27 protein-coding genes and 2 tRNA genes are annotated in these 24,369 nt (G+C 65.8%); 11 read left to right on the plus strand and 18 right to left on the minus strand.

What is annotated here, in order from left to right:
• Entirely contained in the window at positions 1–1,290 is a 1,290-nt protein-coding gene (locus ACQRWP_RS20680) for a glycosyltransferase (RefSeq protein WP_430497028.1), read from the minus strand.
• A gap of 139 nt (positions 1,291–1,429) precedes the next feature.
• On the opposite strand from ACQRWP_RS20680, the gene ACQRWP_RS20685 reads away from it, so the two are divergent.
• The 4 genes from ACQRWP_RS20685 (at position 1,430) to ACQRWP_RS20700 (ending at position 3,794) form a co-directional block, all read left to right on the plus strand.
• The gene (locus ACQRWP_RS20685; protein WP_430497030.1) at positions 1,430–2,137 is read left to right on the plus strand and encodes a GntR family transcriptional regulator; all 708 of its coding nucleotides are present in this window, start codon (positions 1,430–1,432) and stop codon (positions 2,135–2,137) included.
• 116 nt (positions 2,138–2,253) lie between these two features.
• The gene (locus ACQRWP_RS20690; RefSeq protein ID WP_430497032.1) at positions 2,254–2,958 is read left to right on the plus strand and encodes a TMEM175 family protein; all 705 of its coding nucleotides are present in this window, start codon (positions 2,254–2,256) and stop codon (positions 2,956–2,958) included.
• A gap of 42 nt (positions 2,959–3,000) precedes the next feature.
• Positions 3,001–3,321, plus strand: a complete 321-nt coding sequence (locus tag ACQRWP_RS20695) for a hypothetical protein (RefSeq protein WP_430497034.1) — start codon at positions 3,001–3,003, stop codon at positions 3,319–3,321.
• A 23-nt stretch (positions 3,322–3,344) separates the two neighbouring features.
• Positions 3,345–3,794 carry a hypothetical protein gene (locus ACQRWP_RS20700; protein WP_430497035.1) on the plus strand — a complete coding sequence of 150 codons (450 nt, stop codon included), beginning with the start codon at positions 3,345–3,347 and terminating at the stop codon, positions 3,792–3,794.
• Positions 3,795–3,805: 11 nt separating this feature from the next.
• Here ACQRWP_RS20700 and ACQRWP_RS20705 read toward each other — a convergent pair whose 3' ends face one another.
• The 3 genes from ACQRWP_RS20705 to ACQRWP_RS20715 are packed head-to-tail and all read right to left on the minus strand — an operon-like array spanning position 3,806 to position 5,236.
• The gene (locus tag ACQRWP_RS20705; RefSeq protein WP_430497037.1) at positions 3,806–4,513 is read right to left on the minus strand and encodes a cytidylate kinase family protein; all 708 of its coding nucleotides are present in this window, start codon (positions 4,511–4,513) and stop codon (positions 3,806–3,808) included.
• Between the two features lie 17 nt (positions 4,514–4,530).
• Positions 4,531–4,719 (minus strand): DUF397 domain-containing protein, encoded by a 189-nt coding sequence (locus tag ACQRWP_RS20710; protein WP_430497039.1) that lies wholly within the window; start codon positions 4,717–4,719, stop codon positions 4,531–4,533.
• On the minus strand, positions 4,709–5,236 hold the full coding sequence (locus ACQRWP_RS20715) for a DUF5753 domain-containing protein (RefSeq protein ID WP_430497040.1): 528 nt from the start codon (positions 5,234–5,236) through the stop codon (positions 4,709–4,711). Before ACQRWP_RS20715 ends, ACQRWP_RS20710 begins: the two co-directional genes overlap by 11 nt.
• Positions 5,237–5,339: 103 nt before the next feature.
• Between ACQRWP_RS20715 and ACQRWP_RS20720 the strand changes: the two genes are divergently transcribed.
• From ACQRWP_RS20720 to ACQRWP_RS20730, 3 genes are all read left to right on the plus strand, one after another.
• Positions 5,340–5,612 carry a hypothetical protein gene (locus tag ACQRWP_RS20720; RefSeq protein ID WP_430497042.1) on the plus strand — a complete coding sequence of 91 codons (273 nt, stop codon included), beginning with the start codon at positions 5,340–5,342 and terminating at the stop codon, positions 5,610–5,612.
• A 47-nt stretch (positions 5,613–5,659) separates the two neighbouring features.
• Positions 5,660–5,935: a hypothetical protein gene (locus ACQRWP_RS20725; RefSeq protein WP_430497044.1), complete on the plus strand. Its 276-nt coding sequence runs from the start codon at positions 5,660–5,662 to the stop codon at positions 5,933–5,935.
• Positions 5,936–6,546: 611 nt separating this feature from the next.
• Positions 6,547–6,960: a contact-dependent growth inhibition system immunity protein gene (locus ACQRWP_RS20730; RefSeq protein WP_430497046.1), complete on the plus strand. Its 414-nt coding sequence runs from the start codon at positions 6,547–6,549 to the stop codon at positions 6,958–6,960.
• An 18-nt stretch (positions 6,961–6,978) separates the two neighbouring features.
• Here the strand turns inward: ACQRWP_RS20730 and ACQRWP_RS20735 are convergent, their stop codons facing one another.
• Positions 6,979–7,347, minus strand: coding sequence for a winged helix-turn-helix transcriptional regulator (locus ACQRWP_RS20735; RefSeq protein ID WP_430503241.1), 369 nt, complete (start codon positions 7,345–7,347; stop codon positions 6,979–6,981).
• A 39-nt stretch (positions 7,348–7,386) separates the two neighbouring features.
• On the opposite strand from ACQRWP_RS20735, the gene ACQRWP_RS20740 reads away from it, so the two are divergent.
• Complete coding sequence (locus ACQRWP_RS20740) at positions 7,387–7,815, plus strand: YybH family protein (RefSeq protein ID WP_430497048.1); 429 nt, start codon at positions 7,387–7,389, stop codon at positions 7,813–7,815.
• 91 nt (positions 7,816–7,906) lie between these two features.
• On the opposite strand, the gene ACQRWP_RS20745 is transcribed toward ACQRWP_RS20740, so the two are convergent.
• Together ACQRWP_RS20745 and ACQRWP_RS20750 are read right to left on the minus strand one after the other, a co-directional pair.
• Positions 7,907–8,164 carry a hypothetical protein gene (locus tag ACQRWP_RS20745; RefSeq protein WP_430497050.1) on the minus strand — a complete coding sequence of 86 codons (258 nt, stop codon included), beginning with the start codon at positions 8,162–8,164 and terminating at the stop codon, positions 7,907–7,909.
• Positions 8,165–8,184: 20 nt separating this feature from the next.
• Positions 8,185–8,484, minus strand: coding sequence for a tetratricopeptide repeat protein (locus ACQRWP_RS20750; RefSeq protein WP_430497051.1), 300 nt, complete (start codon positions 8,482–8,484; stop codon positions 8,185–8,187).
• 452 nt (positions 8,485–8,936) lie between these two features.
• On the opposite strand from ACQRWP_RS20750, the gene ACQRWP_RS20755 reads away from it, so the two are divergent.
• On the plus strand, positions 8,937–9,788 hold the full coding sequence (locus ACQRWP_RS20755) for a thymidylate synthase (protein WP_430503242.1): 852 nt from the start codon (positions 8,937–8,939) through the stop codon (positions 9,786–9,788).
• On the opposite strand, the gene ACQRWP_RS20760 is transcribed toward ACQRWP_RS20755, so the two are convergent.
• The 4 genes from ACQRWP_RS20760 to ACQRWP_RS20775 all read right to left on the minus strand — a co-directional run bounded on the left by ACQRWP_RS20760 (position 9,780) and on the right by ACQRWP_RS20775 (position 14,622).
• Complete coding sequence (locus ACQRWP_RS20760) at positions 9,780–11,855, minus strand: NACHT domain-containing protein (protein WP_430497053.1); 2,076 nt, start codon at positions 11,853–11,855, stop codon at positions 9,780–9,782. The two genes, ACQRWP_RS20755 and ACQRWP_RS20760, sit on opposite strands and share 9 nt — an antisense overlap.
• 124 nt (positions 11,856–11,979) lie before the next feature.
• On the minus strand, positions 11,980–12,726 hold the full coding sequence (locus tag ACQRWP_RS20765; protein ID WP_430497055.1) for an SDR family NAD(P)-dependent oxidoreductase: 747 nt from the start codon (positions 12,724–12,726) through the stop codon (positions 11,980–11,982).
• Positions 12,727–13,579: 853 nt separating this feature from the next.
• Positions 13,580–13,951 (minus strand): cupin domain-containing protein, encoded by a 372-nt coding sequence (locus ACQRWP_RS20770; protein ID WP_430497057.1) that lies wholly within the window; start codon positions 13,949–13,951, stop codon positions 13,580–13,582.
• Positions 13,952–14,172: 221 nt separating this feature from the next.
• Positions 14,173–14,622 carry a hypothetical protein gene (locus tag ACQRWP_RS20775; RefSeq protein WP_430497059.1) on the minus strand — a complete coding sequence of 150 codons (450 nt, stop codon included), beginning with the start codon at positions 14,620–14,622 and terminating at the stop codon, positions 14,173–14,175.
• A gap of 606 nt (positions 14,623–15,228) precedes the next feature.
• On the opposite strand from ACQRWP_RS20775, the gene ACQRWP_RS20780 reads away from it, so the two are divergent.
• Complete coding sequence (locus tag ACQRWP_RS20780) at positions 15,229–15,771, plus strand: site-specific integrase (protein ID WP_430497061.1); 543 nt, start codon at positions 15,229–15,231, stop codon at positions 15,769–15,771.
• Between the two features lie 14 nt (positions 15,772–15,785).
• On the opposite strand, the gene ACQRWP_RS20785 is transcribed toward ACQRWP_RS20780, so the two are convergent.
• The 4 genes from ACQRWP_RS20785 to ACQRWP_RS20800 all read right to left on the minus strand — a co-directional run bounded on the left by ACQRWP_RS20785 (position 15,786) and on the right by ACQRWP_RS20800 (position 19,559).
• Positions 15,786–15,862: transfer RNA gene (locus tag ACQRWP_RS20785), tRNA-Ile, on the minus strand.
• 121 nt (positions 15,863–15,983) lie between these two features.
• Positions 15,984–17,222: an FAD-dependent oxidoreductase gene (locus ACQRWP_RS20790; RefSeq protein WP_430497063.1), complete on the minus strand. Its 1,239-nt coding sequence runs from the start codon at positions 17,220–17,222 to the stop codon at positions 15,984–15,986.
• Entirely contained in the window at positions 17,212–19,329 is a 2,118-nt protein-coding gene (locus ACQRWP_RS20795; protein WP_430497065.1) for an MMPL family transporter, read from the minus strand. Before ACQRWP_RS20795 ends, ACQRWP_RS20790 begins: the two co-directional genes overlap by 11 nt.
• Before the next feature lie 157 nt (positions 19,330–19,486).
• Positions 19,487–19,559, minus strand: a tRNA-Asn gene (locus ACQRWP_RS20800).
• Positions 19,560–19,820: 261 nt separating this feature from the next.
• Between ACQRWP_RS20800 and ACQRWP_RS20805 the strand changes: the two genes are divergently transcribed.
• Entirely contained in the window at positions 19,821–20,225 is a 405-nt protein-coding gene (locus ACQRWP_RS20805; protein WP_238678565.1) for a hypothetical protein, read from the plus strand.
• A gap of 64 nt (positions 20,226–20,289) precedes the next feature.
• Here the strand turns inward: ACQRWP_RS20805 and ACQRWP_RS20810 are convergent, their stop codons facing one another.
• The 3 genes from ACQRWP_RS20810 to ACQRWP_RS20820 form a co-directional block, all read right to left on the minus strand.
• A complete protein-coding gene (locus ACQRWP_RS20810) occupies positions 20,290–21,297 on the minus strand; it encodes a sugar phosphate isomerase/epimerase family protein (protein ID WP_030488695.1) in 1,008 nt (335 codons plus the stop codon).
• 211 nt (positions 21,298–21,508) lie between these two features.
• Positions 21,509–22,012 carry a sensor histidine kinase gene (locus ACQRWP_RS20815; RefSeq protein ID WP_430497067.1) on the minus strand — a complete coding sequence of 168 codons (504 nt, stop codon included), beginning with the start codon at positions 22,010–22,012 and terminating at the stop codon, positions 21,509–21,511.
• A 197-nt stretch (positions 22,013–22,209) separates the two neighbouring features.
• A complete protein-coding gene (locus tag ACQRWP_RS20820; RefSeq protein ID WP_430497069.1) occupies positions 22,210–24,315 on the minus strand; it encodes a ThuA domain-containing protein in 2,106 nt (701 codons plus the stop codon).
• Between the last annotated feature and the right edge of the window lie 54 nt (positions 24,316–24,369).

Raw genomic sequence — 24,369 nt, forward strand, 5'->3', positions numbered from 1 at the left:
TCAGGCCGAGCGTGTGGCCCGGTGGGCCGTGAGCTCGAGTAGAAGTTCGACTGCACGATGTGTTCCGCCTTCGGAGCGCACCAGCTCTCCCATGTCGGCGGCCCTACGGGGCATCGTGGTGTCGGATCTCGTCGCTTCGACTGCCTCGATGAGGCGTTCGGCGGTGATGTGCCGCTGCGGGATGGGGCCCGGAGCAACGCCGATGGATTGCATTCGCTCGGACCAGAACGGCTGGTCACCGGTGAAGGGGCAGATCACCTGTGGGCGTCCGGCGAGCAGCGCGGCAGCTGTCGTTCCTGCTCCACCATGGTGGACGATCGCTGCGGTCCGGGGGAAAAGCCAGTCGTGCGGAGCTTCGTCGACGACGTGGACGGAGTCGCTGTTCGAGCCTGCCAGTGCGATCCCGCCGGCACCGGTTGCGACAACGGCTCGCAGGCCGGTTGCGTGGACCATGTGTTGGACCATCTCGCCGATCGCCTCGGGGTTCTGGCCTCGCATGCTGCCGAAGCCGACATAGATCGGCGGCGCTCCGCCGTCGAGGAACCTGGCCAGGGCGGGCGACGGGCCGTGGTCCTCGCTGGCGAGGGTCCAGTATCCCGTCACGGGCGCGTATCCGGGCCAGTCGGCCGGCCGCGGCAGGACGTGGCGACTGAACGCCTGCAGTACGAAGGCGGGGCCTCCATCGGGGCGGCGGAACGGGTCACCGGACCCACGCCTGGACCTCAGCCCGAGTCGTGCACGCCAGTGCTGCCCTACCACTCCGAGGAGCATCTGAGGTGCGAGCGCGGCTGGTCGGTAGCTCAGCCGGTTGAAGGGTCTGGGCAGCCATGGCGGGGCCCACATCGGGCACGGAAAGGCGTCGGTCGGAACCCAGTTCGGCTGTAGTGCCACCGGGACCGAGGGGACGCCGAGGGCCTCGGCGAGGTGCTGGCCGGGGAGCATCGTGTGGTGCACGACGACGTCGGTCTGGGCGGGAACGGCTGCGGTGATGTCGTCGAGCACGGCGGCGACGTGCTGCCGGGTCCGACGCACCACCTCGACGGCTGTCCGTTTCGCCTTCAGCCCGCGGTAGTTCGTCGCGAGCGCCTCCTGGATGTGGGGCTCGTCGGTGAGCCGGTTCCACTGGTCGTCGACGGGCGCGAACGGAACGCTGTGGGCAGCGGCGAGCGACTCGTAACACGCCGGCCCGGCCACCAGTACCTCGTGGCCGGCGTCGGACAGCGCGCGCCCCAGGGCGACGAACGGCTGCACGTCGCCACGCGTCCCGAACGCGAGCACGAATGCCTTCATTCTGCTGAGAACCCCTCTGACCTCGCTGAAATTTCAGTGTCGAGCATGTCTGTCGTGGCCGGCATGGTCAAGTCCGGTTCGCGGAGAGCGTGCGATGTCGCCTCGGATCGGGGGTGGCGGCGGGCTAGGGTTTCCTCCTATGACCGACCAGGGTGCGACGGGGGAGGCTTCGCTGACGCAGCAGGCCTACGCGGCTCTGCGTACCCGCATCGTGACCTGCGAGCTCCCGCCCGGGTCGTCGCTCACAGAGCGGGGACTGGCCCGCTCGACTCCCTACGGGCTGACTCCGATTCGTCGGGCGCTCGCCCGTCTGGACCGGGACGGGTTGATCATCACGCTGCCCCGGGCCGGTTACGTCGTGAGCCCCCTCGACGCTCAGGAAGTGTCGGAGCTGGTCGAGGCGTGGGATCTCATCGGCCCCGAGCTTGTCCGCCTGGGCTTGGAACGCCTTTCCGACGCCCAGGCGCAAGAGCTTGCCGGGCTGCTGAGCGAGTGGTCCCCGCCCGATACCGACGGCGAGCATCAGTTGGAAGCGGTCCTGCGCTTCTCTGAGCTGTCGATGCGTGTCTTCCAGGTCCTTGCCATCGCCAGCGCGAACCGCTGGTTGCGGTCAACCTTCGAGCAGCTCTCGGACCAGATGTCGCGCCTGTGGGTGACCCTGCTCAAGGGCCGCGAAGTCCCGGAACAGCTACAGCAGCTCATCAACCGCTGGAACCGACACATCGCAGGCCGGCAGCCTGAAGAGATTGCCGGGTACCTACCGCAGTTGATCAAAGACAGTGGCCGAGCGGCACGTGACCTGTTCCACGACCTCGCGACGACACCGGGTGCGCAGGCAGCTCCATAGCCGGTTTGGCTCATGCGACGGCGGGAACCCGCGGCACCGGAAGGCTCTTGGATGACCACCGTGGGCGGCCCTGCCTGCGGTGCGTGACCGCGTGCTCTCATCTTTGGGGGAGGCTCATGCGCTGGTTCCGCGCGGCTCGCGGCGCCTCCACGAAGGGCGCAACCAGATCCAGCAACCCGGTCGGTGCGGAACGAGATCCGAAGCGGGCGGTCACCTTCAGCGACGCGGTCATTGCCATCGCCGTCACCCTGCTCGTCCTGGAGATCCAGCCGCCGGAGGATACCGAGCACCTGCTCCGCGGCCTCATCGAACTGTGGCCCTCATACGTGGCGTACGCCATCACCTTCCTGCTGATCGGGCAGATGTGGGTGAATCACCACGTCATGTTCGATCACATCCGCTCCGCCGACCGCATGCTGCTCCTGCTCAACACCCTGCTGCTGATGGTGATCGCGTTCCTGCCGTTCGCCTCGTCCCTCCTGGCCCACGCGTTCGAGTCCGGCCACGGCCAGCGCACCGCACTCATCTTCTACGGGGCCACCTACGAGGTGGCCGCCATCCTCTTCAACGTGATCTGGGAGTACGCCAGGAACGGCCGTCGCTTGCTGACCTCCGCCACCGACAACGCCACCGCCCGGGCGATCAGCAGGCGGTTCCGCCCCGCGCCACTCTGGATCGCCGTCGGGACCGCACTCGGCGCCCTTCATCCGGTCGTGGGCCTCGTAGTGGTCATCGCATTCATCCCCTTCTACTGGCTGCCGATCAAAGGCGAGGTCGGCAGCATCAAGCGCACCCGCGAGCAGAGTCCCGGCGACACGTAGCCCGACCTTCTCTTGCCCGGCCGGATCGGGCACCGTATGGGCGTGAGTGAGTACACCGCAGCGAACATCACGGTCCTGGAATTCGACGAGTCGGTCCGCCGCCGGCCAGGCATGAACTTCGGGGCCGATGCGCACCTGGCAACCAGCGTGCTGACCGCGGTCGTCATAGCGTCCCTCCACCCGGGCCCGAAAGCCGCGCCCGTCGGCCCACCCGGCACGGGCACCAAACTGACCTACCACCTCGACCCGTCCTACTTCACGCCGTCCACCCTCAACGCCCCCACCCTCGACCTCCACGCCGAAGGCTGCTGCGACCTCCCGGGCCAGTTCCGCCTCCGCGACATGCGCCCCACCACATCCTGAAGGGCGGCCAGCCACACCAACGCATGGTGAACATCGACCGTTGTAGGGTGCGCACCGTGGGATACACGGTGAGTCCTTCAGGCCGCCTGAACCTCCCGGAGTCGGAGGACGCCGCTGCGGTCGCCGCCGTCCAAGCCGCCCTGGCTGGACGAGGTGAGTGGTACGAGCCGGATGCGTTTCCGTCGAGCGGCACGCTTGCCGACCTGGCGGAGGTGGCCAGGGCCGCAATCGTCCGCGACGGAGACTGGATCGAATTCGGGTACGACGACGAGGGTGACCCCAAGTGGTCGAACCGGGCGACGGCCTTCTACGTCGCTATCGCGCCGTTCGTTCGCTCGGGCACGGTTCAGATCGAGGGTGAGGACGGCGCCCGCTGGTCATACACCTACGCGAACGGGCAGCTCACCCAACAGGGTTGGAACGGCTGGGATGGATCCGTCGAACCGTTTGGCGAGTATGTCGACCACCCGTAAGCGCGGCTCACTCACCGGCTGCCAGGGCTTCCGGGGAGTGGATCTCCTCGCCGGGCAGTCTCCCAGACCGGCCGCTGGGGCTCGTCGTTGTGCACGACAATATCGGCGTGCTGGGTCGGGCGGGCCTTAGCGAAGTAGAGCTGCTGCGAGGGGATGTATCGCTCGCGCCAGCGTCGTTCGACGTCGGCCCGAGTTGACACCCGACGCTCTCGGATCACGGCACGATCCACTGTCTTCTCCAGTGCCGTCGACACGAAGATGCGCAGGTCCCACCGATCAATCAGTTCCGGACGCAGGAGAAAGACGCCGTCGAAGACGAGCACCGCGTCGGCCGGGGCGGTCGTGGCCGGCGGGGAGAGCACGGCATCCGCGGTGCGGTCGTACACCGCGGGTTGGAAGCGTCGATCTCCGCCCGGGCCGAGCGGATCGAGCAGAACCCGGTTCAGCGCGTCGTAGTCGTGGGTGTCGTAGTAGCAGCCTTCGGCCGAGTACTCGCCGCGCGGATAGCGCCGCGCCCGGGGGAAGAGGAAGTCGTCGATCGTGGCGCGGATGACGTCGCGCCCCTGTTCGCGCAGGACGACCGCCAACTCGTCGGCGAGGGTGGTCTTGCCTGCGGCGGGCGGTCCGTCGACGGCAACCCGCGTCGGGTGGGCGACTGCGATGGCCCCGACTGCCTCAGCCAGGTGCCCGATCAGCTCGTCGCGGGTGCCTTGAACCATGCCACCGTCCTGCCGGGTCAGGGGCGGCAGGCGTTCGTCTTGATCGTGTCCACGAACGCGTCCCAGACGGCGGGCGCGAAGCTCAACATTCCGGCATCGGGCGCCTTCGAGTCACGGACGTCGACCTGGACGCGCCGGTCGCGCACCTCCACGCACTGGCCGTTGCTGCCGGAACGGCTCGACGTACGCCAGGCGTTACGTTCCATGCTTGCTCAGCTCCTTGATGAACCTGATCGACTCGGCGGGTGACATCGCCAGCGTCCTCAGATTGTCGTACGCCGCCGACAGCCGCGCCAGGTCGCGGCTCGACTCAAGGAACAGCTCGCCAGCCAGGGTCTCGATGTAGCCGAGTGGTGGCTCGTCCCGTTCGAAGCTGAGCAGGGCGAAGCCACTGCTGTCCGCCAGGTGGGCGCCGGCCTCGAAGCGCAGCACCTGGATCGTCACGTTCGGCAGCCGACTCAAGGTGACCAGGTGATCCAGTTGCTCACGCAGCACGTCCGGGCCGCCCACCTCGGTACGCACCGATGCCTCGGACAGGATGGCGTGCATCCGCAGCGGACTCGGCTTCCGATGCAGCACCTCCTGCCGGGTCATCCGGGCGGAAACCCGCTGGTCGACGGTTTCCGGGTCGGTCTCGCGGCCAATGACGTTGACCTCGCGGGCATAGCTCTCGGTCTGGAGTAGACCGAGCACGAGCATCGGCTCGAAGTTCTTGAGTTCCACGGCCTCGCGTCAGCACGATTGCGACGGCATCGGATTCGGTCCGACACCTGTTGACCTCACCCGCGCCCTGATCGCGATGTGGTCTGGCGACCATCAACTGGCCGTGATCACCCACGAAAGGGCCGCCAGCGGTAACGCCTGGCACCTGCTCCCCGCCGAGCACCGAGCCGCCCACCTGATCGACATCACGCACGCCTACCTGGACCTCGGCGACCCACGCTCCGCCGGCCGGGCGCTTGTCGCCGCCGACCGGATCGCCACCTGGGAGACACGAATTCGCCCCGTGGCCCGGGCAACGCTGACCGCCGTGTTCCACGCGGGACCCAGCGCGGCCGACGTTGCTCGGCTGGCCGCCACCATCGGACTGACGCGGTAGTGAACGTTCGCACGTGGCCTGCGAGGCCGACGAATATAGTTCCGACCGTGAATGAGCCTGCGGGGATGCGGATGCCCGTACGCCTCCGCTCGTGGCTCGGGGTCGCGTCCGCCACCGTCACAGCGGCGACCGCCACGGCGGATTTCTGGTGGTTGGCCGTGCCGCGCTTTGACATCTGCGCTGCCGTCCTGCCCGCACCTGCAGGCTGCCGGATCGCCGATCGGGTGGCCACCGCAACACTCTGGACCGCTGTCGTCGCGGTGCTGTACGCGGCGACCGTCGTCGTCGCCCTCCCCGCCCGCGTGGTCGCCGGTGGCCGATGACGGTGGGGATCACGGTGCTGATCGTCGCGGCAATGTGGGGCTACCGGGCGGTGCTGTACCAAACCTGACCGGCGGGCGGGGTACTGCCGGGCGACCTGGTTGCCAACCAGGTCACCCGGGTAGAGGGTGATCTATGGACCCCCGGACCCTGTTCCACATGCTGTTGGGCATCGCCGGTCTGGTCCTTGCCGGCTACGGCGTTCGTCTCCTACTGACCGGCCGGATGTCGCCTTTGCCCGGAGACGATGGAGACGGTCGGTCGATGCGGGGAGCTGGTTCATCTGCGCTGGGCTCTTCTTCTTGTCACTCGCAGTGGGGTACCTCGGCCGGCTGATCGGCACGTTCGGACCCGCAACAACGTGGACGCTCGCGGGCTTCGCGCTCGCGTTCCTCGCGTTCGGCCTCATCAGGCATCGGCCCCGTGACAGCGGACGTGGCAGAGAGGCGTAGGGATGGGGCCCTCATGGCGACATCTCTCACCGCTCCCCCGCAGTCCGTGGACCTCTTGCGGACTGGATGCGGGACCGTCTGCCGTCGCGGCCAAACGACTAGCCCGTGGATGGGCCCATCCTCGTCGGCATCTCAGGTTGGTGCGAACTACCCTCACCGCCGTGACGACCATCGAGCAGCTTGAACGGGACGTGTGGCCGGACCCCGACCCGGACGACACGTTCCTCGTGACGCGTTGCACAGAGCTGCGACGCAAGCCGTTGGCTGAGTTCACGGTCGAAGATCTGCGCATCATGCTCGGACAAGAGATCGGCGTGCCGGCCCTACTGCCTCTCGCGGTACAAGTCCTGCTCCGCGAACCCTTGGCGGAAGGTGACTACTACCCGGGCGACCTGCTGCGCAACGTGCTGCGGCTGCCCGACTCGGCCTGGTCGAACCTCCGCGCGGAACGCAAGCGATTGGCGCCGGTGCTGGCCAAGCTCCTTGCCGGTCCCCCGTTCTCCGACCCCGACCTTGGGCCTCGTGACCCGTACCGAGAACTTCGTGACGCCATCCTGCGGTTCCTTGGTCCATGAGAGCGGATCTGTCGCCAGTCACGCCCGCTCGCGCAAGAGGGCGTCCCCGGTCCGGTAGAGCTCGACGAGCAACCGGCGCAGCTCCGTACCGGCGCGGGTGAGGCGATAGCAGGTACTCGGCGGGAAGGTGCGAGAGCGATCACGCTCGACCAAGCCCCGTGCGGTCAGCGACGCAAGCCGCTCGCTGAGCACCTTGGCGCTCAGGTCGGGAAGCGCCGCCTGAAGCTGGCCGAACGATCGGGGGCCGTGCATCAACTCCCGCAGCACCAGGGTGGCCCACCGGCCGCTCACCGCGGCCAGGGCGACCTCGACGGGGCAGCCGGGCTCCGGCCGGCGGGCCGCGCCGCGCTGGTCCGGCACCAGGTCACGATCCCAGCCGCCACTCACCATTTGGATACCTCCGCGAGCAGCACCTTGACTGTCAGCATGTCTCACGATCTCACCACCCACTTCACGAGTGTCCCGCTCAGCGACAGCGCGGCCCAGCACCCGTCGGTGTTCGCCCACGCCTTCAACTCAGGGAACGTCGCGGCGGTCGAGCAGGTCTACGAACCCGAGGGCCTACTCGTCGCCGTCCCCGGCCAGCCCGTCACCGGCGCCGCCCGGATCGCGGCCAATCAGCGCTTCCTCGACCTCGGGATCCCCATCGAGGTGCGACCCCGCCACGTCTACGTGGCCGACGATGTCGCCCTGCTCATCGTGGACTGGACCATCGACGGCACCGACCGCGACGGCCGACCCGTACACATCGAAGGAACCGCCACCGACGTCGCCCGCCGCGGTCCCGACGGCCGCTGGCGGTACATCATCGACAACCCGTTCGGCACTGCCGAACCGGACATCCACCACGGCTAGCGGTAGAACATCTACGTCCTGGCCATGACACCAGGACACCAACTCGACCTGGGGCGGGTCGATCCTCGTGGCCGTTGCTGGCGGGTCGCGCTCAAGCGGCCCAGGCCGCGGTTTCTGGCCCTGTCCTGTCCTGAGTCGCGCGCTGCCATCGCCGCAGCGACACGGCTGACACCAGGTAGCCCACACCGACGACCGCCCACAGTGCGGCAAATATCCAGTGGGGCGGCGTGGGGTCTCCGACGGCCACGAGCATCCACCCGACGGCCAGGGCGAACCAGACGCCTGCCCTGACGAAGCCCTGCTTCGGCGTCTTCGATATCTGCCACCACGGGTTCTTGGCTGGCTTCATAGAGGAGATTTTCGCATTGATCACGGGACCACGCCGCCTTGACCGGCCTCGTGAAGCAAGAAGTCGCCCGCCGTCCAGAACAGGACAGCCGCGTTGTACCTCACCATCGCCAACCCAGCGAACGTAAGCGGCTCGGGATGCGGGATGCCTTCCTGGAGCATGTCGATCAGTTTCGATTCTGCCTCCTGGCAGGCCGCCAACGCTGCCTCAAGATCGCCGGTGCAGATGTGAACCGCCGCCAGGTTGTTCGCGGTACGCGCGGTGCCGTACTGCTCCTGCCAGTCGTTCATCTTGCGACGGCCGTTCAGCGCGATCTCCATGTGCACAGCCTTAGGGAACGGCTCAGACCTCGACTCGACGTACGGCGACAGGCCCTCGGCAGTCAGAAGGAACTCGCGGTGCCCGTTGGCATGTTCGATGATGCGCCGAGAATCTCCGGTATGCCCCGGACCTGACTCAGCGTCGCCCGGGCTTCGGGTGACGGCCGACGCAAGCGGCGTCGGGGATCACGCCAGCCGCCTCGGCACCGGCCTTGCACCAACGCCTGCCCTGTCCAATCACGGTGGCCTATGCAACACTTCGGTAGGTCAGTCGACTGCTGACCCAAGGGCAAACGCTAGCTGCAGCGACATAACGAGGCCAAGAGGTCCCGCGAGGCGGAGACTACGCTGATTGGCGAGGTTGGTTGTTGAGGACAATCGGGCATTATTACCAACAAGGTCTACGAGACATCCTCAACACTGGCAATCCCGTCCCGTCCGTCGTCAGTCCCTTGTCTAAGGCTTCCAACTTCGGCACGATTGATCGACCCTGGCGAGAGCTAATAGCCTATCAGTTCTCATTTGTAAATGAGCGTTTGCGAATCCTCGTTCCCACGCAGTTACCCACACACATTCCCTACTGCCTGGGATTGCTAGCATGGACCCTAGACGCTCGGGACGACCTCGCGACACTGGAGTATTACCGGCGTGGTGCACGCGAGTTCAGCGATGACGGAACATCGATGTGTGGCGCATTCGGGGCGCGACTGTTCGGCATCCATCATTCGAGCAGTCAAATTCAGGCAATACGCGAGCGGCTCGCCGTCGACCCAGCGAGTCGACGTACGTACGCCACCATCCTCCGACCGTCGGACAACGTGGAAGAAAAGCGCGAGTTGCCGTGCGCCTCAGGAGTCCAGCTATTCCTTAGAGCCGGTGAGCTGCATTTCATAACCACTATGCGTGCTCAGCAGGCGCTAACAATTTTGCCGTACGACCTATTTCTCTTTACGGCACTACATCATTTTATAGCGAGCGACCTCGGCGTGCAGCCAGGCCCCTATTATCACTATTCCGGCACTTTCCATATATACGATTCGGAGATTGAATTAGCGAAAGTGATCGGAGATGGCCCCGTCACCAGAGCGATCGAATTAGATCTCGTGCCGAAAGGCCATGGCAGTGCCGTAGCGAGCGAACTCATTGAGATAGAGAGGGTCCTGCGCGCGGCAGCGCTAGCCGGCGAAGAGCGCGCGATCACCAGCGTTCTAAGGCAGCCGCTGTCGTATCAATTCAACGAGTACGTGCGGTCCACGCTGGCCCAGTTCGCCTCCGGCAAAGTGAGAGACCTACGTTCATCTTGACGGCAGCGACTGCACAAGCAGTCGCAGATCAGCCGTTTCCGGCCACTGCGCTGATTCCGGTTCTCGTTCGAAATCTCGCAGCAGCCGGCGCAGCTCTTGTCGAAGTCGGACCACGGTGTCGATGAACGATTGGCGGGACGGGGCGCGGTAGCGCCAGAGATCTAAAACTGTGTAAAGATCCAACCGCCGGTGAGGCAAATTTGTCGTCGTGCCCATCTGATAGATCATGCGACTGACGGTTCTGCCGCAGTGCGGCCCTCCGCGGTCAACGTCCGGAGCCTCTGCGTCGAACGGTTGATCGCCGCACCAAGATAACTGGCACGCGATATTAATGTCATTCAGCGGTGTCGGTCCTGGCGCTGATCGCTCGGCCGAGAGGTTCGATACATAGTCCTCCAACGGGCGCAATTCGCCGCCGAAGGCCAAGCCCAGGACAATACCACGCTGAATCCACATGTCTGGCTCGGCATCAAGCCGCTGCAGGAGATAACGTTGAGACTCCGTTGACTCAAAATTTCCCAGGCAGTAACAAAGTTGCTCCAGGGTGAGTCGGCGACTTGCACCGCTACTAATGCCGCCGCCTGCGCCGTACGTTCTCGTAGTGGACCCGTTTCCCGAGTCATCTTCGTTGAGGATCTCAATGGCGGTGATCATCGTTCGAGCCGCAGCCTGGAGGTGACGACCGAAGGAATTAATTTCCTGAATTGCTTCCTTGACGAACTCGTCAACTTCAGGAGTAAAAACTCGACCAAATATTTCGATACAGGCTTCGGGCGACTCGCACATTGCCATCTGAGTCTTGCTACCTACGAGAAACTCTTGGAATGATTTATGCGCGAAGTAGTAGGCCCCGCGGCCAATGAAATCTCCACGACTTGAGACAAGCAAGCCAGATTCGACGAACTCGTCCAGAACGCGCGTCCGCGCCACTTCATCCAAGTTTGGATACGTCTCGGACGTGATGTCGTGCAGCTCGCGCTCAGTGAGAGCGCTTACCTGGGACCTGAACAAACCACCCTCGTCATACGAGTGCCACGCCATTTGCTCTAGCAATTCAAACTTGCTGTCTAACGACAGCGAAGATCCTCGGTTCGCGGCGTCTAGGCGCAACGCTCGCCTCACGAAAGCCTCGTATACCCTCAAGAGCGAAGGTCTTCTAGGAATCTCGTCCGAACCTGAAGACTCCCCGTATAGTTCAATGAGCATGTTAAGCCGGATAGGCACGGCAGCCATCTGTTGGAGTATCGGCGAACGTTTGAGGCGCTTCAGGAGGGCCGAGGCGGTCTGCGATCCTTTGCCACCATGCCGGAACTTATAGTAAGCACGGACGTAGCGCTCGATATGAGCGTTCGACCAAGGTTGTAGATGGATAACCACTCGATCGCGAGCGAATTCAGTGTCGACCAGATGTTGCTCATAAAAGTGGAGGCGACACAACACGATGTGAGCATTTCGAAGAAGCGTTTGATCCAATACAGGGAGAATGTCGCTTTGCCTCTGACCGGACAGCAGCTCGTCTAGCGAGTCCAAGATAATCGAAAAATCTTGCGACTGCTCAGGTGCTCCGTTCGGATTGTAACTTGCGCCAAGCCAGGCTTGTAATGCTGCAGAATTGCGCCACTCACGTCCGAGACTAGCGTCCAAGTCAGCACTGCCGCGGTATGTTTTAAGGTCAATAAGTAGTGGAGTAGGGTTGTCGTCGCCAGCCCTACGATCCGTGAGGGCGCACCAGAGCAAGGCCGCGAACGTGGACTTCCCCATTCCCGGCTCCGCCACGATCAAGTACCGATTCCGCAGTCGACTCTCTTGCTGAAGCAACTGCATCAAGTCGTATGCGTGTCCTTCTAGTAGAACCTCGCCGGCGCGCGCCTGCACGGGAACCGCCAGTTCAACTTCTTTCAGTAGATCGCCAAGCGTCAGTTGGTCAATGCCCGGTAGGCGTCGATCCTCTAGGCGACTGCGGAATTCAGCCAACCCGCCGGAGGCAGTCATATGCTGTCGGCCAACGGTCGAGCCATCGGGATCACTGGCAGCCGATTCTGGTGAACGCTTGGACATGTCCGACATGGGGCCTCCGACAGTTCTCACTTGGCGTGCCACCCCGTGAATGACCAACTTTGTTACGGTCCGTAGCGCATGTGGCTGAACGCTTGGCTTGCTGCGCACGGGATGCTTACGCGGAAACTTGAGGTCACATGTTGAGAATCTGCCCGCCGTCGACCACTAGAGCATGACCGGAGATAAAGTCATTCTCGATTAAGAACTTAACGCTGGATGCAACCTCTTGGACAGTTCCAAGGCGGCCTAGCGGGGTGGTATTGATCGCCCATTGAACGACTTGGTCACCTGCGCCGCGGGTCATATCAGTGTCAATATTGCCGGGCACGACCGCGTTAACTCGGATGCCCTTAGGGCCGAGTTCTCGCGCCATAGAATATGTCATAGAGATTACGCCGGACTTCGCTGCTGTGTACGCCAAGACGGCCGCTCCGCCCGTGATGCCGTACGTGCTGGAAAAGTTGATAATTACGCCAGCTCCCGCCTCGGACATACCGTTGGCCGCATGGCGAGTCATCAGCAGCGGCGCTCGTAGATTCAGATTTAAGGTCTCATCAATACGGTCCAGGTCTTGGGTATCCCAATTTCCTGGACGCAGGATTGCGCCAGCGTTGTTGACCAAGATGTCGATCTGACCGAAGTCGTCGATGACTGAGGAGACTAGGCGTTCAGCCTGATCAGCCATGGCTAGGTCGGCCCTATACGAGCGCGCCTCGCCGCCGGCGGCCACAATCCCGTCCCGGACTTTCGCAGCGGCGTCTTTCGATTGGTTGTAGCTAACGGCGACTCGTGCGCCCTCGGCCGCTAGCATCCGAGCCACTTCTGCTCCAATGCCTCGACTTGCGCCAGTTACGAGTGCTGTTTTACCTCGAATAATCATCGGATCTCGTTTCGACGGTTGAGAATCAACGGATGGCCTTTAGTAGCTACCCGATAGTGCGGACCTAGCTATGTCTACCCGATAGTGCGGACCTAGCTATGTCTAGAGCGCCCGCGAGTTCGTCGAGCGTTAGTTGTTTAGGGGGTACGTCGCGAGGGGTCTCGTCACCTTCGGTGACTACTCGCGAGAAGTCAGCATCGGCCTCTGGAGGTCCCGTAACAATTAACGTTAGGGCTCCCGTCATGCCTGACTTGGCGCGGTGAAGGAGGCCAGTGGGCATTTCGTATATATCGCCTGCCTCGTAGTTGTTCGTGGAATCCAACACCACACCGACAGGGCCAATCCGCATGAGGCGCGGGTCTTCCACGTCACGTCCGCCTCGATGTCGGCTGTACTGAAATAGGTTGGCCGTAGTGCCAGGCACCAATTTGTATCGGTTCTCATGAAGTGCGCCCGCGAACACTTTGGACACGAACCTCCACCTGTGATCGTGGAGATTAGGTGCCTCCTCCATTGCCGGCGGCCAAACGTGTAGTCGTAGTGCGCGCCCGGAGGTCCTATCCTGCGCTATGATGATTTTGATGAACCCGTTGGTGTGTGCGTAGCTCGTCAGCGCTCCGGACTGTATGCGGGCGGGGCTCAGCGGGCCAGCCGGATCTAGCAGTATGCGCATTAGTGCGGCGTTATCAAAGTTCTCGAAAATCGAGGTTGAGAGGTCGGCGTTCATAACGTCGGCGATGAGATCCATTGTGGAGTCACTCCCCATAATGCACCGTGCCTGATCGTCGTAGTGGGTCGATCAAATGCTAAAGGTCATCTTGGATTTCCAAGATCACTCTTTAGCGTGAGGGAGCTATTCAGCTGATTCCTCGTTAGCGGGGTCAAAGGAAGGTGACGTAATCACGAGGAACTCTACTTCCCCTCTGATCTGATGCTTCTGGCCCGACTTAATAACGACGAGGTCACCCGCCTTAGCCGTGAAGTCTCGGCCATCAACAACCACGGATGCGGACCCTTTTAGGATGTAGTATGCGCGATCGCTCACCCGATTAATGACTGGCGGGTGCACGCCTGCGAGCATGGCCTTAGCGACGTCGAACGAAAAATCTGACCCGTCGAATAACGGCTTGATGGTCAAGTCATCGTACGGCTTGCGCGAGCCGGTTGATCCTTCGGAAAAAAGCAAGGTGTCCCTCCACAGTATATCTCCGACGGAGAGCATCATACTGCACAGGGAGCGAAGTGTATAGGCAACGCTGGATCAGAATGCTCGAAATTCACGCAACTAGAGTTCGCGGTAGTGCTAACTTAGGCGGCCGATCAGGCTGTCGCGGCCAAGCCGACGCTGGATGCGTGGTCGAGCTATCGCCGCGTACGTCAAGCAGCAATTGATCGGTCGGGGAGCTTAGGCAACGTGATTGATACGAACGGGCTTCGGTCGACGCACTACCTTGTCTCAAGTTCTGTTCGTATTGCCTCTTCTAGAGCGCTAAAGGTATTTTCGGCTTCCCGTAGGCGTGCGATCCTGATGTCAGCGGGCTGCTCCGGTCCGACATGTTGCAGTTCTGCCATTCGTTCTTGAAATGCGTCGAACACGCTGTGTATATCCGCAGTAGAGAATACGCTTATACGAGCCCCAAGTCGTGCGCGGTCGTGTCTTGATGTCCGCATGTCGACGAAGGACTTATCCGGCCGAATCTTCATTTCGTTTGTAACCCACCGCAACTCCGCTTGCGCCTCGGTTAGAATATCGATATACAGAACTCCACGCTGATCGCGAATCCAGCGCTGACGTTCTTGTTTAATGGTGTTTCGGAACGTCCAAACGGGTATCGTGACCGCTACTGTGGCGGCAATGACGGCCGCCATCAAAGCGACCCATGACTGAGCAGGCATGGATAGATGTTATCCGATTGGCCGACGCTTGATGCCTTACAATTTAGCGTAAAGGCTCGACCGCTGTACAAACTTGCAGTCTGGACAAAAGGCGAGGTCAGGGCGGGACGTGGTCGAGATCACGCCATAACCTTGGGCGATGAGCGGTCATGCACAACCGAGACGCAGGTGACGTTGCTCCCCGAGGACCCCGAGCAGGAGACTCGGCTGAACACCTGGTCCTACGGGGTGCCTGACGGCCCAGTCGACGTGGCGGCCGTTGTGGCAGCCCTAGGTAGAGCTGGCGGACGTAGACCATGCCGCGGCGACGGCTACCGCCGAGGTGCAACTGCCGCCACCGTTCCCTGTGTGGAGAGCACCCCTCAAGCTGGAAGAGCGTGCTCAACCGGCCGTGATGCCCGAAACGCCTGCGGCTGGCGCAGAGGCGAATGCCGCTTGTGCCCGCTCATGACCGCTGCGCGCCACGGTTGCTGGCCCGTGGATGGCCACTGGTTTGCACGCGTGCCTGGACAGCGGGTCACCCGTCATTCCGAGTCATCGACCCAATCCATGCTGGGGTCCTCTTCGTCGGGTGACGTTGCAAGCACCTGGTCCCATGCGTTGACGATGGCTGCGGCCTGCCGCTCGCTACAGGCCAAGCGACGGCTGCTGGTGGCGGAGTCGGTGACATGGGTCAACGGTCGGGCGGTGTTCGGTACGCCGAAGACGCACCAACGGCGGTCGGTGCCGCTCCCCCGGTTCCTGGTCGAGCCGATCACCGCGCAGATCGCCGGCCGTGCGGGTGACGAACTGGTGTTCACCTCCCCGTCCGGCGAGGTGTTGCGCGACAACAACTTCCGCCGCCGCGTCTTCGATCGGGCTGCGGAGTCAATCGGTCTCGCCGGCCTGACCCCGTACGAGCTGCGGCACACGGCGGCCAGTCTGGCGGTGGCCGAGGGCGCCAACGTCAAGGCGGTGCAGCGGATGCTCGGGCACGCCTCGGCGGCCATGACGCTGGACGTGTACGCGGACCTGTTCGAGGACGGCCTGGACCAGGTGGCGGACCGCCTCGACCGAGCGGCGGGTCGTGCTGCTGCGGACTCAGTGCGGACCGAGGGCGTCGGTCCGGACCTCGACGCGGTTCGCCCGGGTCGTCGGCAGCATGGCTGACCATGGGAAACAGGTGGTGGGGCGGGCGGGACTCGAACCCGCGACCGAGGGATTATGAGTCCCCTGCTCTAACCGGCTGAGCTACCGCCCCGAACACCGCGCCGGATCTTATCCCGCTCGGCGATCAGCAGCCAGCATCGAGCCGGCCGGCGCCCACGCCTGCACCAGCACGATGGGCAACAGGAATATAACAGCGTGCTCGGGTACGCCTGTCAGCCGGCGCGCAGCTCGTCCAGCACGGCCCCGGCGGCGCGCCAGCCGCTGGTGAGAGCGCCCTGGATCGATGGGCTGTCCCGGTGGTCACCGGCCACGAACAGGCCCTCGCCCAACGCCACCGGCTTGCGCAGCCGTCCCTGCGGCGGCGGTGCGGCGGGTAGCGCCTCGGGGATGGCCACTGTGGTCAGGTGGGTCCAGTCGGCGGTGGAGCGGCCGTACAGCCGGGTCAACTCGGCCCGGATGGTCGGCTCGGGTGGGGCCGTCGGGCCGACCACCGAGGTGGCGATCAGGTGCCGTCCGGCGGGCGCGTACGTCGCGACGGCGTTGCTGAGCACCACAGTGTTGGCGACGAGTTCACGTCGGTCGCCGTCGACGAGCAGGATCGGCTCGGTGAGCGGCGGCTCGGGGGCGCTGTGGTAGTAGGTGGTGTAGCTGTGCATGCGTACCGTCGCCAGGGCTGGCAGCAGCGCGGCCGCGGCGGGCGGGTCGACGGCGACCACGACGGCCCGGCAGCGGATGTCGCCGGCCTGGGTGCGGACCCGGCCCGGGGTGACCTCCGCGACCGGGGTGTCCAGGTCGAGCAGGTCGGCCGGCAGCGGTGCGGCGATGGCCCGGGGCAGCGCGGCCATCCCTTCGGCGGGCAGGCCGATCCGGCCGCGGGCGAAGGAGCGCAGCACCATCGCCAGCACGTGACTGGAGGTGGAGAGTTCCCGTTCGATGAACACACCGGACAGGAACGGTCGCAGCAACTCCTCGATGATGGCGTCGGAGAGGCCGGCGCGGCGCAGCGCCGTCTCGGTGCTGGTTTCCGGCGCGGCGAGCAGCCGGGACGCGGGCAGGGTGGCGCAGCCGGTGGCGAGCGCGGCGAAGCGCAGCCGGTCGAGCAGGGAGCCGACCCCGGCGAGCGCGGTGCCGGGCCCGCCGGTCGGCTCGCGCAGGGGGTTGACCAGGCGCAGCAGCCTGTCGCCCTTGCGGACCAGCACTCCGGAGGTGAAGTAGCCGAGGTTGAGCTGGTCGGTGTCGAGCAGCGTGCCGAGCCGGGGGTAGGCGGTGTTGAGCACCTGGAAGCCCCGGTCGATGAGGTGACCGTCGACCACGCCGGTGGCGACCCGGCCGCCGAGCCGACCCTCGGCCTCCACCAGCCGCCAGGGCACGCCGGCGCGGTGCAGCCGGCGGGCGGCGGCGAGGCCGGCCAGGCCGCCGCCGACGATGACCACATCGGTTTCAGCCAGCACCGCGCGCCTCCCGCTCACCGTTCGCCCGGGACAACCGGCCCGGCCACCAGATCTTCGGCCCGATGTCGTACGCGAGTGCGGGCACCAGCAGCGACCGGACGATGATGGTGTCGATCAGTACCCCGATCGCGACCGCCGTACCCAACTCGACGAGCACCACCAGTGGCAGGACGGCGAGGGCGGAGAACGTCGCGGCGAGCACGATGCCAGCGGAGGTGATCACCCCGCCGGTGACGGCGAGGCCGGCGAGCACCCCGGCGCGGGTGCCGCGCTTCACCGATTCTTCGCGGACCCGGCTCATCAGGAAGATGTTGTAGTCGATGCCAAGCGCGACCAGGAAGACGAACGCGAACAGCGGGAACGCCGAGTCCACGCCGGGGAAGTCGAAGACGTGGCGGAACAGCAGCGCGCAGAGGCCGAGGGTCGCGGCGAAGCTGAGCAGCACGGTGGCGATCAGCAGCAGCGGGGCGAGCAGCGCGCGCAGCAGCAGGGCCAGGATGACCGCGATGACCACCAGCACCACCGGGATGATGACGTTCTGGTCGCGCTTCGCGGCGTCCGAGGTGTCCACGTTGATCGCGGTGAAGCCGCCGACCACCGCGTCCGCGCCGGGCACCTGGTGTACGGCCACCCGCAGCTCACGGATGGTCCGCTCGGCGCCGTCGCTGTCGGGTGGGTCGGCCAGGGTCGCCTCCAGCTGCACCCGCCCGTCGACGACCTTCGGGGCGGCGTTCTCCTCGGGTGGGCCGGTCTGCGGGCCGGCCGGAAGGGGGCGGACGTCGGCGACGCCGGGAACGTCCTTCGCGACCTGGGCGATCTGCCGGGCGGTCTGTTCGGTGGTGAAGATGGTGGCCGGGCTGCCGGTGCCGGCCGGGTAGTGCCGGGAGATCACCTCCTGGCCGTCGACCGAGTCGGTGCGCTGGGTGAACAGGTCGGACTGGCCGAGGGTGGTGGCGCCGAGCTGGGTGAGGCCGAGGGTCAGCAGGGCCAGCACGACGGCGGTGGTCAGCCAGATCGGGCGGGCGTGCCGGGCGACGAAGCCGGCGATGCGGCTCCAGATGCCGTGTTCGGCACGTGGGTCGGCCTGGTCGGTTGGGGGTCGTCGGGGCCAGAACGCCCACCGTCCGCCGAGCACCAGCAGCGCGGGTAGGAAGGTGAGCATCACCAGCAGGGTGGCGGCGATGCCGATGGCGGCGACCGGGCCGAGCGCCCGGTTGGAGTTGAGGCTGGACAGCAGCAGGCAGAGCAGGCTGACGATGACGGTGCCGCCGGAGGCGATGATGGCCGGCGCGGCGCCCTTCCAGGCGGTCTTCATGGCGTCCCAGGGGCGGTCGTGCCGGTGCAGCTCCTCCCGGTAGCGGGCGATCAGCAGCAGCGCGTAGTCGGTGCCGGCGCCGAAGACCAGCACTGTGAGGATGCCCTGGGCCTGCCCGTTGAGCTTGACCACGTCCGCGTCGGCGAGCAGGTAGACGAAGACCGAGGCGAGGGCGTACGACATCCCGGCGGCGAGCAGCGGGAAGATCCAGAGGACCGGGCTGCGGTAGACGATCAGCAGGATGACCAGCACCACGACCAGGGTGACCAGCAGCAGTGGTCCGTCGATGGCGGCGAAGACCTCGATCAGGTCGGCGAGCAGACCGGCCGGGCCGGAGACGTCCACGGTGAGTCCGTCCCGGTCACCGCCGGTGATGTCGCGCAGTTGTTCGACGACCGCGCCGATCTCCTCGCCCTCGGCGTCGTCCACCGGTACGACGACCTGGAGTGCCTGGCCGTCCTCGCTCGGGATGGGTGGGGGCAGCGGGGTGACCACGCCGGGGATCTGGGCGAACCGGGCGGCGTCGGCGCTCACCCGCTGCCGGTCGGCGTCGGTGATCCCGGAGGGCCGCTCGTAGACGACCAGCGCCGGGATGGTCTGCCGGTCGACGAACTCGCCGGCGAGGTCCTGGGCGCGGGTCGCCTCGGCGTCGGTGGGCAGGAAGGCGGCGTTGTCGTTGGTGGCGACCTCGCTGAGGCGCCCCGCGTACGGGCCGGACACGCCGCCGATCACCAACCAGGCCAGCACGACCGCCACCGCGATCAGCGTGGCCTTGCCGCCTCGTCCGGACATCCGCACTCACCCCAAGGATCGACGCATCAATCGACGCAGCGGTAGCCTCAGTCGACATCGACCATCCTGCCGGGCAAGCCGGTCGAGGGTGGGTGAAACCGGGTCACGCACACGAAAACGCCCGTCGGCCGGTGGCTGACGGGCGTACGTGGAAAAGCTCCCCCGATTGGACTCGAACCAATAACCTGCCGGTTAACAGCCGGCTGCTCTGCCAATTGAGCTACAGGGGATCGTGCTCCGCACGACTTCGGATCTCCCCGACGCCTTGCGACGGGACAAGAGTACAGGACTTCCCCCGGTGGCGGTCCAGTGGGTTCCCTCCCCGCCGCTGCCTTGACAATAGGGGTAAATCGCCATCCCGGCACAAGCATGCTTGAGCGGAGAGCAGGATGGGTAGTTAGCTGCGGACAGAGGACGCAGGCGCGAACAGGTCGCCTTCCGACGGGGCAACTCGCCGGGGTGACGGCGCGTCAGGTACGGAAGGAGCCGCCATGCGCGGAAAGATCATGTTTCTTGGCGGGCTGGCTGCGGGATTCGTCCTGGGCGCCCGTGCCGGCCGGGAAAAGTACGAAGAGCTAGTGGTCCGGGGCCGCAAGGTGCTCGACCACCCGACCGTCCAGGAGGCGGCCGGGGTCGCGCAGGCCCAGGCCAACAAGCTCTACAGCGAGGGCAAGGACAAGCTCGGCCAGACCAAACTGGGCGAGAAGCTGGGAAACGGTAACGGCAGCACCGGCAAGCAGGAGCTGACCGCCGCCGACGACGCGTTCGCCGGCACGCCCGCCACGGTGGGCGCCAAGACGGGCACCAGCACGGTCGGCACGACCTCCGGGTCGCCGTCGTCCACGAACCCCCGCACCAAGCCGTCCGGCTCGGGCACGAACGCCAGCACGCTCTGACCAATCGCACGTCGACGGGCCGGTCGCCGCAGGGCGACCGGCCCGTGGTCTGTCCGACGTGCGGTCAGTCCTTGCTGCTGAACGCCGCGTCGAAGGCGGCGCTCGGTGCGTCGAAGGCGAGCCGGCGGACGAACTGCAACGCCTCCGGGGCGCCGACCAGCCGGTCCATTCCGGCGTCTTCCCACTCGACCGAGATCGGGCCGGTGTAGCCGATCGCGTTCAACGCGCGGAAGCAGTCTTCCCAGGGGACGTCGCCGTGGCCGGTGGAGACGAAGTCCCACCCGCGCCGCAGGTCGGCCCAGGGAAGGTGCGAGGCGAGCCGGCCGCGCCGGCCATCGCCGGTACGCACCTTCGCGTCCTTGCAGTCCACGTGGTAGATCCGGTCGGCGAAGTCGAAGATGAAGTTCACCGGGTCCAGCTCCTGCCAGACGAAGTGCGACGGGTCCCAGTTCAGCCCGAACGCGGGCCGGTTGCCGATCGCCTCCAGCGTCCGCTTCGTCGTCCAGTAGTCGTACGCGATCTCACTGGGGTGCACCTCGTGCGCGAACCGCACTCCCACCTCGTCGAACACGTCGAGGATGGGGTTCCACCGGTCGGCGAAGTCCTGGTAGCCGCGCTCGATCATCGACGGCGGCACCGGCGGGAACATCGCGAGGGTGTGCCAGATCGACGAACCGGTGAAGCCGACGACCGTCTTCACCCCGAGCTTCGCCGCCGCCCGCGCGGTGTCCTTGATTTCCTCGGCGGCCCGCTGACGAACCCCCTCGGGCTCCCCGTCGCCCCAGATGCGGCCGGGCAGGATGTCCTGGTGCCGCTCGTCGATCGGGTGGTCGCAGACCGCCTGACCAACGAGGTGGTTGGAGATCGTGAAGACCTCAAGGTTGTGCTTCGCGAGGGTCTCCCGCTTGCGCTCGACGTACGAGTCGTCGGCGAGCGCCTTGTCGACCTCGAAGTGGTCGCCCCAGCAGGCGATCTCCAGACCGTCGTAGCCCCACTCGGAGGCGAGCCGGCAGACCTCCTCGAACGGAAGATCGGCCCACTGGCCGGTGAAGAGCGTGATGGGTCGCGCCATTGTCCTTCTCCCCTGTTGTGATGGGGATTCCTTGTGCGGACCGGGGCGAGGGTGACCGGACGTACGCGGCACCCGGGCGGTTACCGGTGGGTGCGGAACACACCTGAGCCCGGCGGGTTGCGCCTCCCACCGGGTCACCGGCCACCAGCACGGTCGCCGACCCCACCCTATTTCCGCAGTGCCCCATCGGGGAAGCCCCGCGGTCGGCCGATCATCCGATCATTTCCTCGGGTGCGGGCAGGACAGCCCGTACGGTGAAGCCGCCACCGGCGCGCGGGCCGGCCGAGAACGTGCCGCCGAGCCGCTCGGCGCGCCTGCGTACCCCGAGCAGACCTCGACCGGCGCCCTGGGTGCCGCCGCCGGACGGAGCGGGACCGGCGCCCTCGTCGCGGACCTCGATGGTGATGCCCGCGGCGTCGTAACGCAGGCGGACCCCGACCGGAGCGCCCGGCGCATGCCGGCACGCGTTGGTCAGCGCTTCCTCGATGATCCGGTACGCCACCACGTCGACCGGGCCGGGCAGCGGCCGGGGCTGCCCGGCCATCGTCCACCGCACCGGTTGACCGGCGGTGAAGCCCTCCACCAACGCGTCGAGGCGGTTCAGGCTGGGCGTCGGCTCGGACGGGTCGTCGGGCTCGTCGGCCCGGCCCAGCGCACCGAGCAGCTGATGGCCTCGCGCCAGCACCGTCCCACGCCACTGCGCGAACAACCCCATGCAGGTCAAGGTACGGCAGCGACCTGTGAGCCACCCTCCCGGCGTCCCCACCCCTATCCCGCCGATCTTGCACTTTGTGCTGCCGAAAGGTCGGCATGGTGGCATTGATCCCGACCGAAAGTGCAAGATCGGCGCGGAGGGGCCGACGACGTGAGTCGCCGGCCCCTCCGGGGTCATGGGGTCAGGGGGTCAGTCGGTCAGGGCAGGGTCCACTTCTGGTTGGCCGCGTTGAGGCAGGTCCAGAGGTGCACGATGGTGCTGTCGGCGGAGTTGTTGCCGGAGACGTCCAGGCACTTGCCCGACGACGGGTTGCGCAGGGTGCCGTCGGACGCGGCCGCCCAGTTCTGCGCGCCGCTGCCGTTGCAGGTCCAGAGCTGGATCTTGGTGCCGTCGGCGGTGCCGCTGCCGGAGACGTCCAGGCACTTGCCGAGCGCCTTGATCGTCGAGTTCGGCGTCACGGTCCAGGTCTGCGCCGTGCTGCTGTTGCAGGTGTAGATCTGGATCTGGGTGCCGTCGGCGGTGCCGGCGTTGCGCACGTCCAGGCACTTGCCGGCGAGACCCTTGATCGGGCCGACCCCGGTGCCGCCGCCGCCCTTCACCAGGGTGAAGTCGTCCAGGTCGAAGAGCCCCGTGCCGCTACCGGTGAAGGTGAGGTAGAGGTTCTGGGTGCTGGACGGGACGTTGGACAGCGCCGTGGAGACGTTGGCGAAGGTCGTCCAACTGCCGGTGTTCGGCACCGCGACAGTGCCGAGCACCGGGCCGGTGGCCGAACCGGTACGCACCTGGATGGCGCCACCCGCGCCGCCGGAGACGACCCGGGCCGTGAACGAGGTGACCCCGGCCAGGTTGACCCCGTTGTACGCGGCCCAGTCACCCGGGTCGATGTAGCCGACGGTCTGCCCACCGTTGGCGCCCGCCTTGGTGAACGCGGAGACGCCGTTGGCCGAGCTGAACGCCTCGGCCTGGATCGTGCCGGTGGGCGGCGGCGTGGTGCCCAGCTCCTTGATCCGGATGTTGCGGAACGAGGCGTCGTCACCGGTGCCGTGGTTCTGGATGCCGATGTGACCGGCCAACGAGCGGACCGGGTTGGTGTTGGTGAAGTCGTTGATCTTCACCCCGTTGAGGAAGATCTGTAGCCGCTCACCCTCGACCAGCAGCTCGTACGTGTTCCACTCCCCCGCCGCGTTCAGCGCCGCGTCGCGGGCGGCGATGTCGGCGGACTTGTAGGTGTAGACCGCGCCGGTGGTGCGGTCGGCCGCGTCGGTGGCGTCGATCTGGATCTCGTAACCGTTGTCGACCGCCGACCACGGGTCACTCGACGGTGGGAACCCGATGAAGATGCCGGAGTTGTCGTCACCGGCCAGCTTCCAGTCCATCTTCAGCGAGTAGTTGGTGAACTGCTTGGCGTTGTACCAGTACAGCCCCATGCCGCCGACCGAGGTCAGGGTGGCGTCGGAGTTGGTGAAGCTGCCCGGGCCGGCCTGTGACCAGCCGGCCGTCGAGCCGTTGAACAGCGGGGTGTAGCCGGTCTCGGGCCGGCAGTCGGCCTTGCTCCGACCGGAGGCGTACCGGATGCCGCCGAGCAGGTGGTTCCGGAAGCCCGACTCCGCGTACGACGCCTGCGTGTGCCCCGCCCCGGTGTAGAAGGACCGGCCGCCGCTGTAGCTCTTGCACCAGCTCAGCGGGTGGTCGGCGCCCATCCCGCCGCCGGAGTACGACGACTCGTCCAGGGTGGCCAGCACGTGGGCGCTCGACCGGGCGTTGGTGCGGTAGTTGTACCACTCGTCGGTGCGGGTCCAGGTCTGCGGCAGGTGAGCGGTGGCCGCGTGGCCCCGGTCCTCCACCTTCATGTTGGCCTGCTGGATCGCGGGGTGCGAGGCGAACCACGCCCCCACGAGGTTGCCGTAGAACGGCCAGTCGTACTCGGTGTCGGCTGCGGCGTGCACACCCACGTATCCGCGGCCGGAGCCGATGTACGACTCGAAGGCGGTCTGCTGGCTGGCGTTGAGCACGTCGCCGGTGGTGTTGAGGAAGACGACCGCCTCGTACTGGTTGAGGTTGCTCGTGGTGAACGCGGCGGCGTCCTCGGTCGCGGTGACTGTGAAGTTGTTCCCCGCGCCCAGGTCGCGGATGGTCTGGATGCCGACCGGGATCGCGTCGTGCCGGAAACCAGCGGTCTTGGAGAAGACCAGCACGTCGTACGGGGCGTCGGCGGCGCTGGCCGGGGTGGCCGGGGTGGTGCAGGCGATGACGGCGAGTGCGGCCATGGCCGCACCGAGGACGGGTCGCAGGCGTCTGCGCATATCGCTCTCCTAATTGCGGTTAGGAGGGGCCCCTCGCCTCACACTAGGCGTTGG

Source organism: Micromonospora trifolii (assembly GCF_050516465.1).
Lineage (GTDB): Bacteria > Actinomycetota > Actinomycetes > Mycobacteriales > Micromonosporaceae > Micromonospora > Micromonospora trifolii.

What these genes read in the sequence shown, in the direction of transcription:
- ACQRWP_RS20680 (WP_430497028.1), bottom strand. Translation starts at nt 1,290, where the DNA reads ATGAAGGCATTCGTGCTCGCGTTCGGGACGCGTGGCGACGTGCAGCCG.
- ACQRWP_RS20685 (WP_430497030.1), top strand. Translation starts at nt 1,430, where the DNA reads ATGACCGACCAGGGTGCGACGGGGGAGGCTTCGCTGACGCAGCAGGCC.
- ACQRWP_RS20690 (WP_430497032.1), top strand. Translation starts at nt 2,254, where the DNA reads ATGCGCTGGTTCCGCGCGGCTCGCGGCGCCTCCACGAAGGGCGCAACC.
- ACQRWP_RS20700 (WP_430497035.1), top strand. Translation starts at nt 3,345, where the DNA reads ATGGTGAACATCGACCGTTGTAGGGTGCGCACCGTGGGATACACGGTG.
- ACQRWP_RS20705 (WP_430497037.1), bottom strand. Translation starts at nt 4,513, where the DNA reads ATGGTTCAAGGCACCCGCGACGAGCTGATCGGGCACCTGGCTGAGGCA.
- ACQRWP_RS20710 (WP_430497039.1), bottom strand. Translation starts at nt 4,719, where the DNA reads ATGGAACGTAACGCCTGGCGTACGTCGAGCCGTTCCGGCAGCAACGGC.
- ACQRWP_RS20740 (WP_430497048.1), top strand. Translation starts at nt 7,387, where the DNA reads ATGTCTCACGATCTCACCACCCACTTCACGAGTGTCCCGCTCAGCGAC.
- ACQRWP_RS20745 (WP_430497050.1), bottom strand. Translation starts at nt 8,164, where the DNA reads ATGAAGCCAGCCAAGAACCCGTGGTGGCAGATATCGAAGACGCCGAAG.
- ACQRWP_RS20750 (WP_430497051.1), bottom strand. Translation starts at nt 8,484, where the DNA reads ATGGAGATCGCGCTGAACGGCCGTCGCAAGATGAACGACTGGCAGGAG.
- ACQRWP_RS20760 (WP_430497053.1), bottom strand. Translation starts at nt 11,855, where the DNA reads ATGTCGGACATGTCCAAGCGTTCACCAGAATCGGCTGCCAGTGATCCC.
- ACQRWP_RS20765 (WP_430497055.1), bottom strand. Translation starts at nt 12,726, where the DNA reads ATGATTATTCGAGGTAAAACAGCACTCGTAACTGGCGCAAGTCGAGGC.
- ACQRWP_RS20770 (WP_430497057.1), bottom strand. Translation starts at nt 13,951, where the DNA reads ATGATGCTCTCCGTCGGAGATATACTGTGGAGGGACACCTTGCTTTTT.
- ACQRWP_RS20775 (WP_430497059.1), bottom strand. Translation starts at nt 14,622, where the DNA reads ATGCCTGCTCAGTCATGGGTCGCTTTGATGGCGGCCGTCATTGCCGCC.
- ACQRWP_RS20780 (WP_430497061.1), top strand. Translation starts at nt 15,229, where the DNA reads ATGGCTGCGGCCTGCCGCTCGCTACAGGCCAAGCGACGGCTGCTGGTG.
- ACQRWP_RS20795 (WP_430497065.1), bottom strand. Translation starts at nt 19,329, where the DNA reads ATGTCCGGACGAGGCGGCAAGGCCACGCTGATCGCGGTGGCGGTCGTG.
- ACQRWP_RS20805 (WP_238678565.1), top strand. Translation starts at nt 19,821, where the DNA reads ATGCGCGGAAAGATCATGTTTCTTGGCGGGCTGGCTGCGGGATTCGTC.
- ACQRWP_RS20810 (WP_030488695.1), bottom strand. Translation starts at nt 21,297, where the DNA reads ATGGCGCGACCCATCACGCTCTTCACCGGCCAGTGGGCCGATCTTCCG.
- ACQRWP_RS20815 (WP_430497067.1), bottom strand. Translation starts at nt 22,012, where the DNA reads ATGGGGTTGTTCGCGCAGTGGCGTGGGACGGTGCTGGCGCGAGGCCAT.
- ACQRWP_RS20820 (WP_430497069.1), bottom strand. Translation starts at nt 24,315, where the DNA reads ATGCGCAGACGCCTGCGACCCGTCCTCGGTGCGGCCATGGCCGCACTC.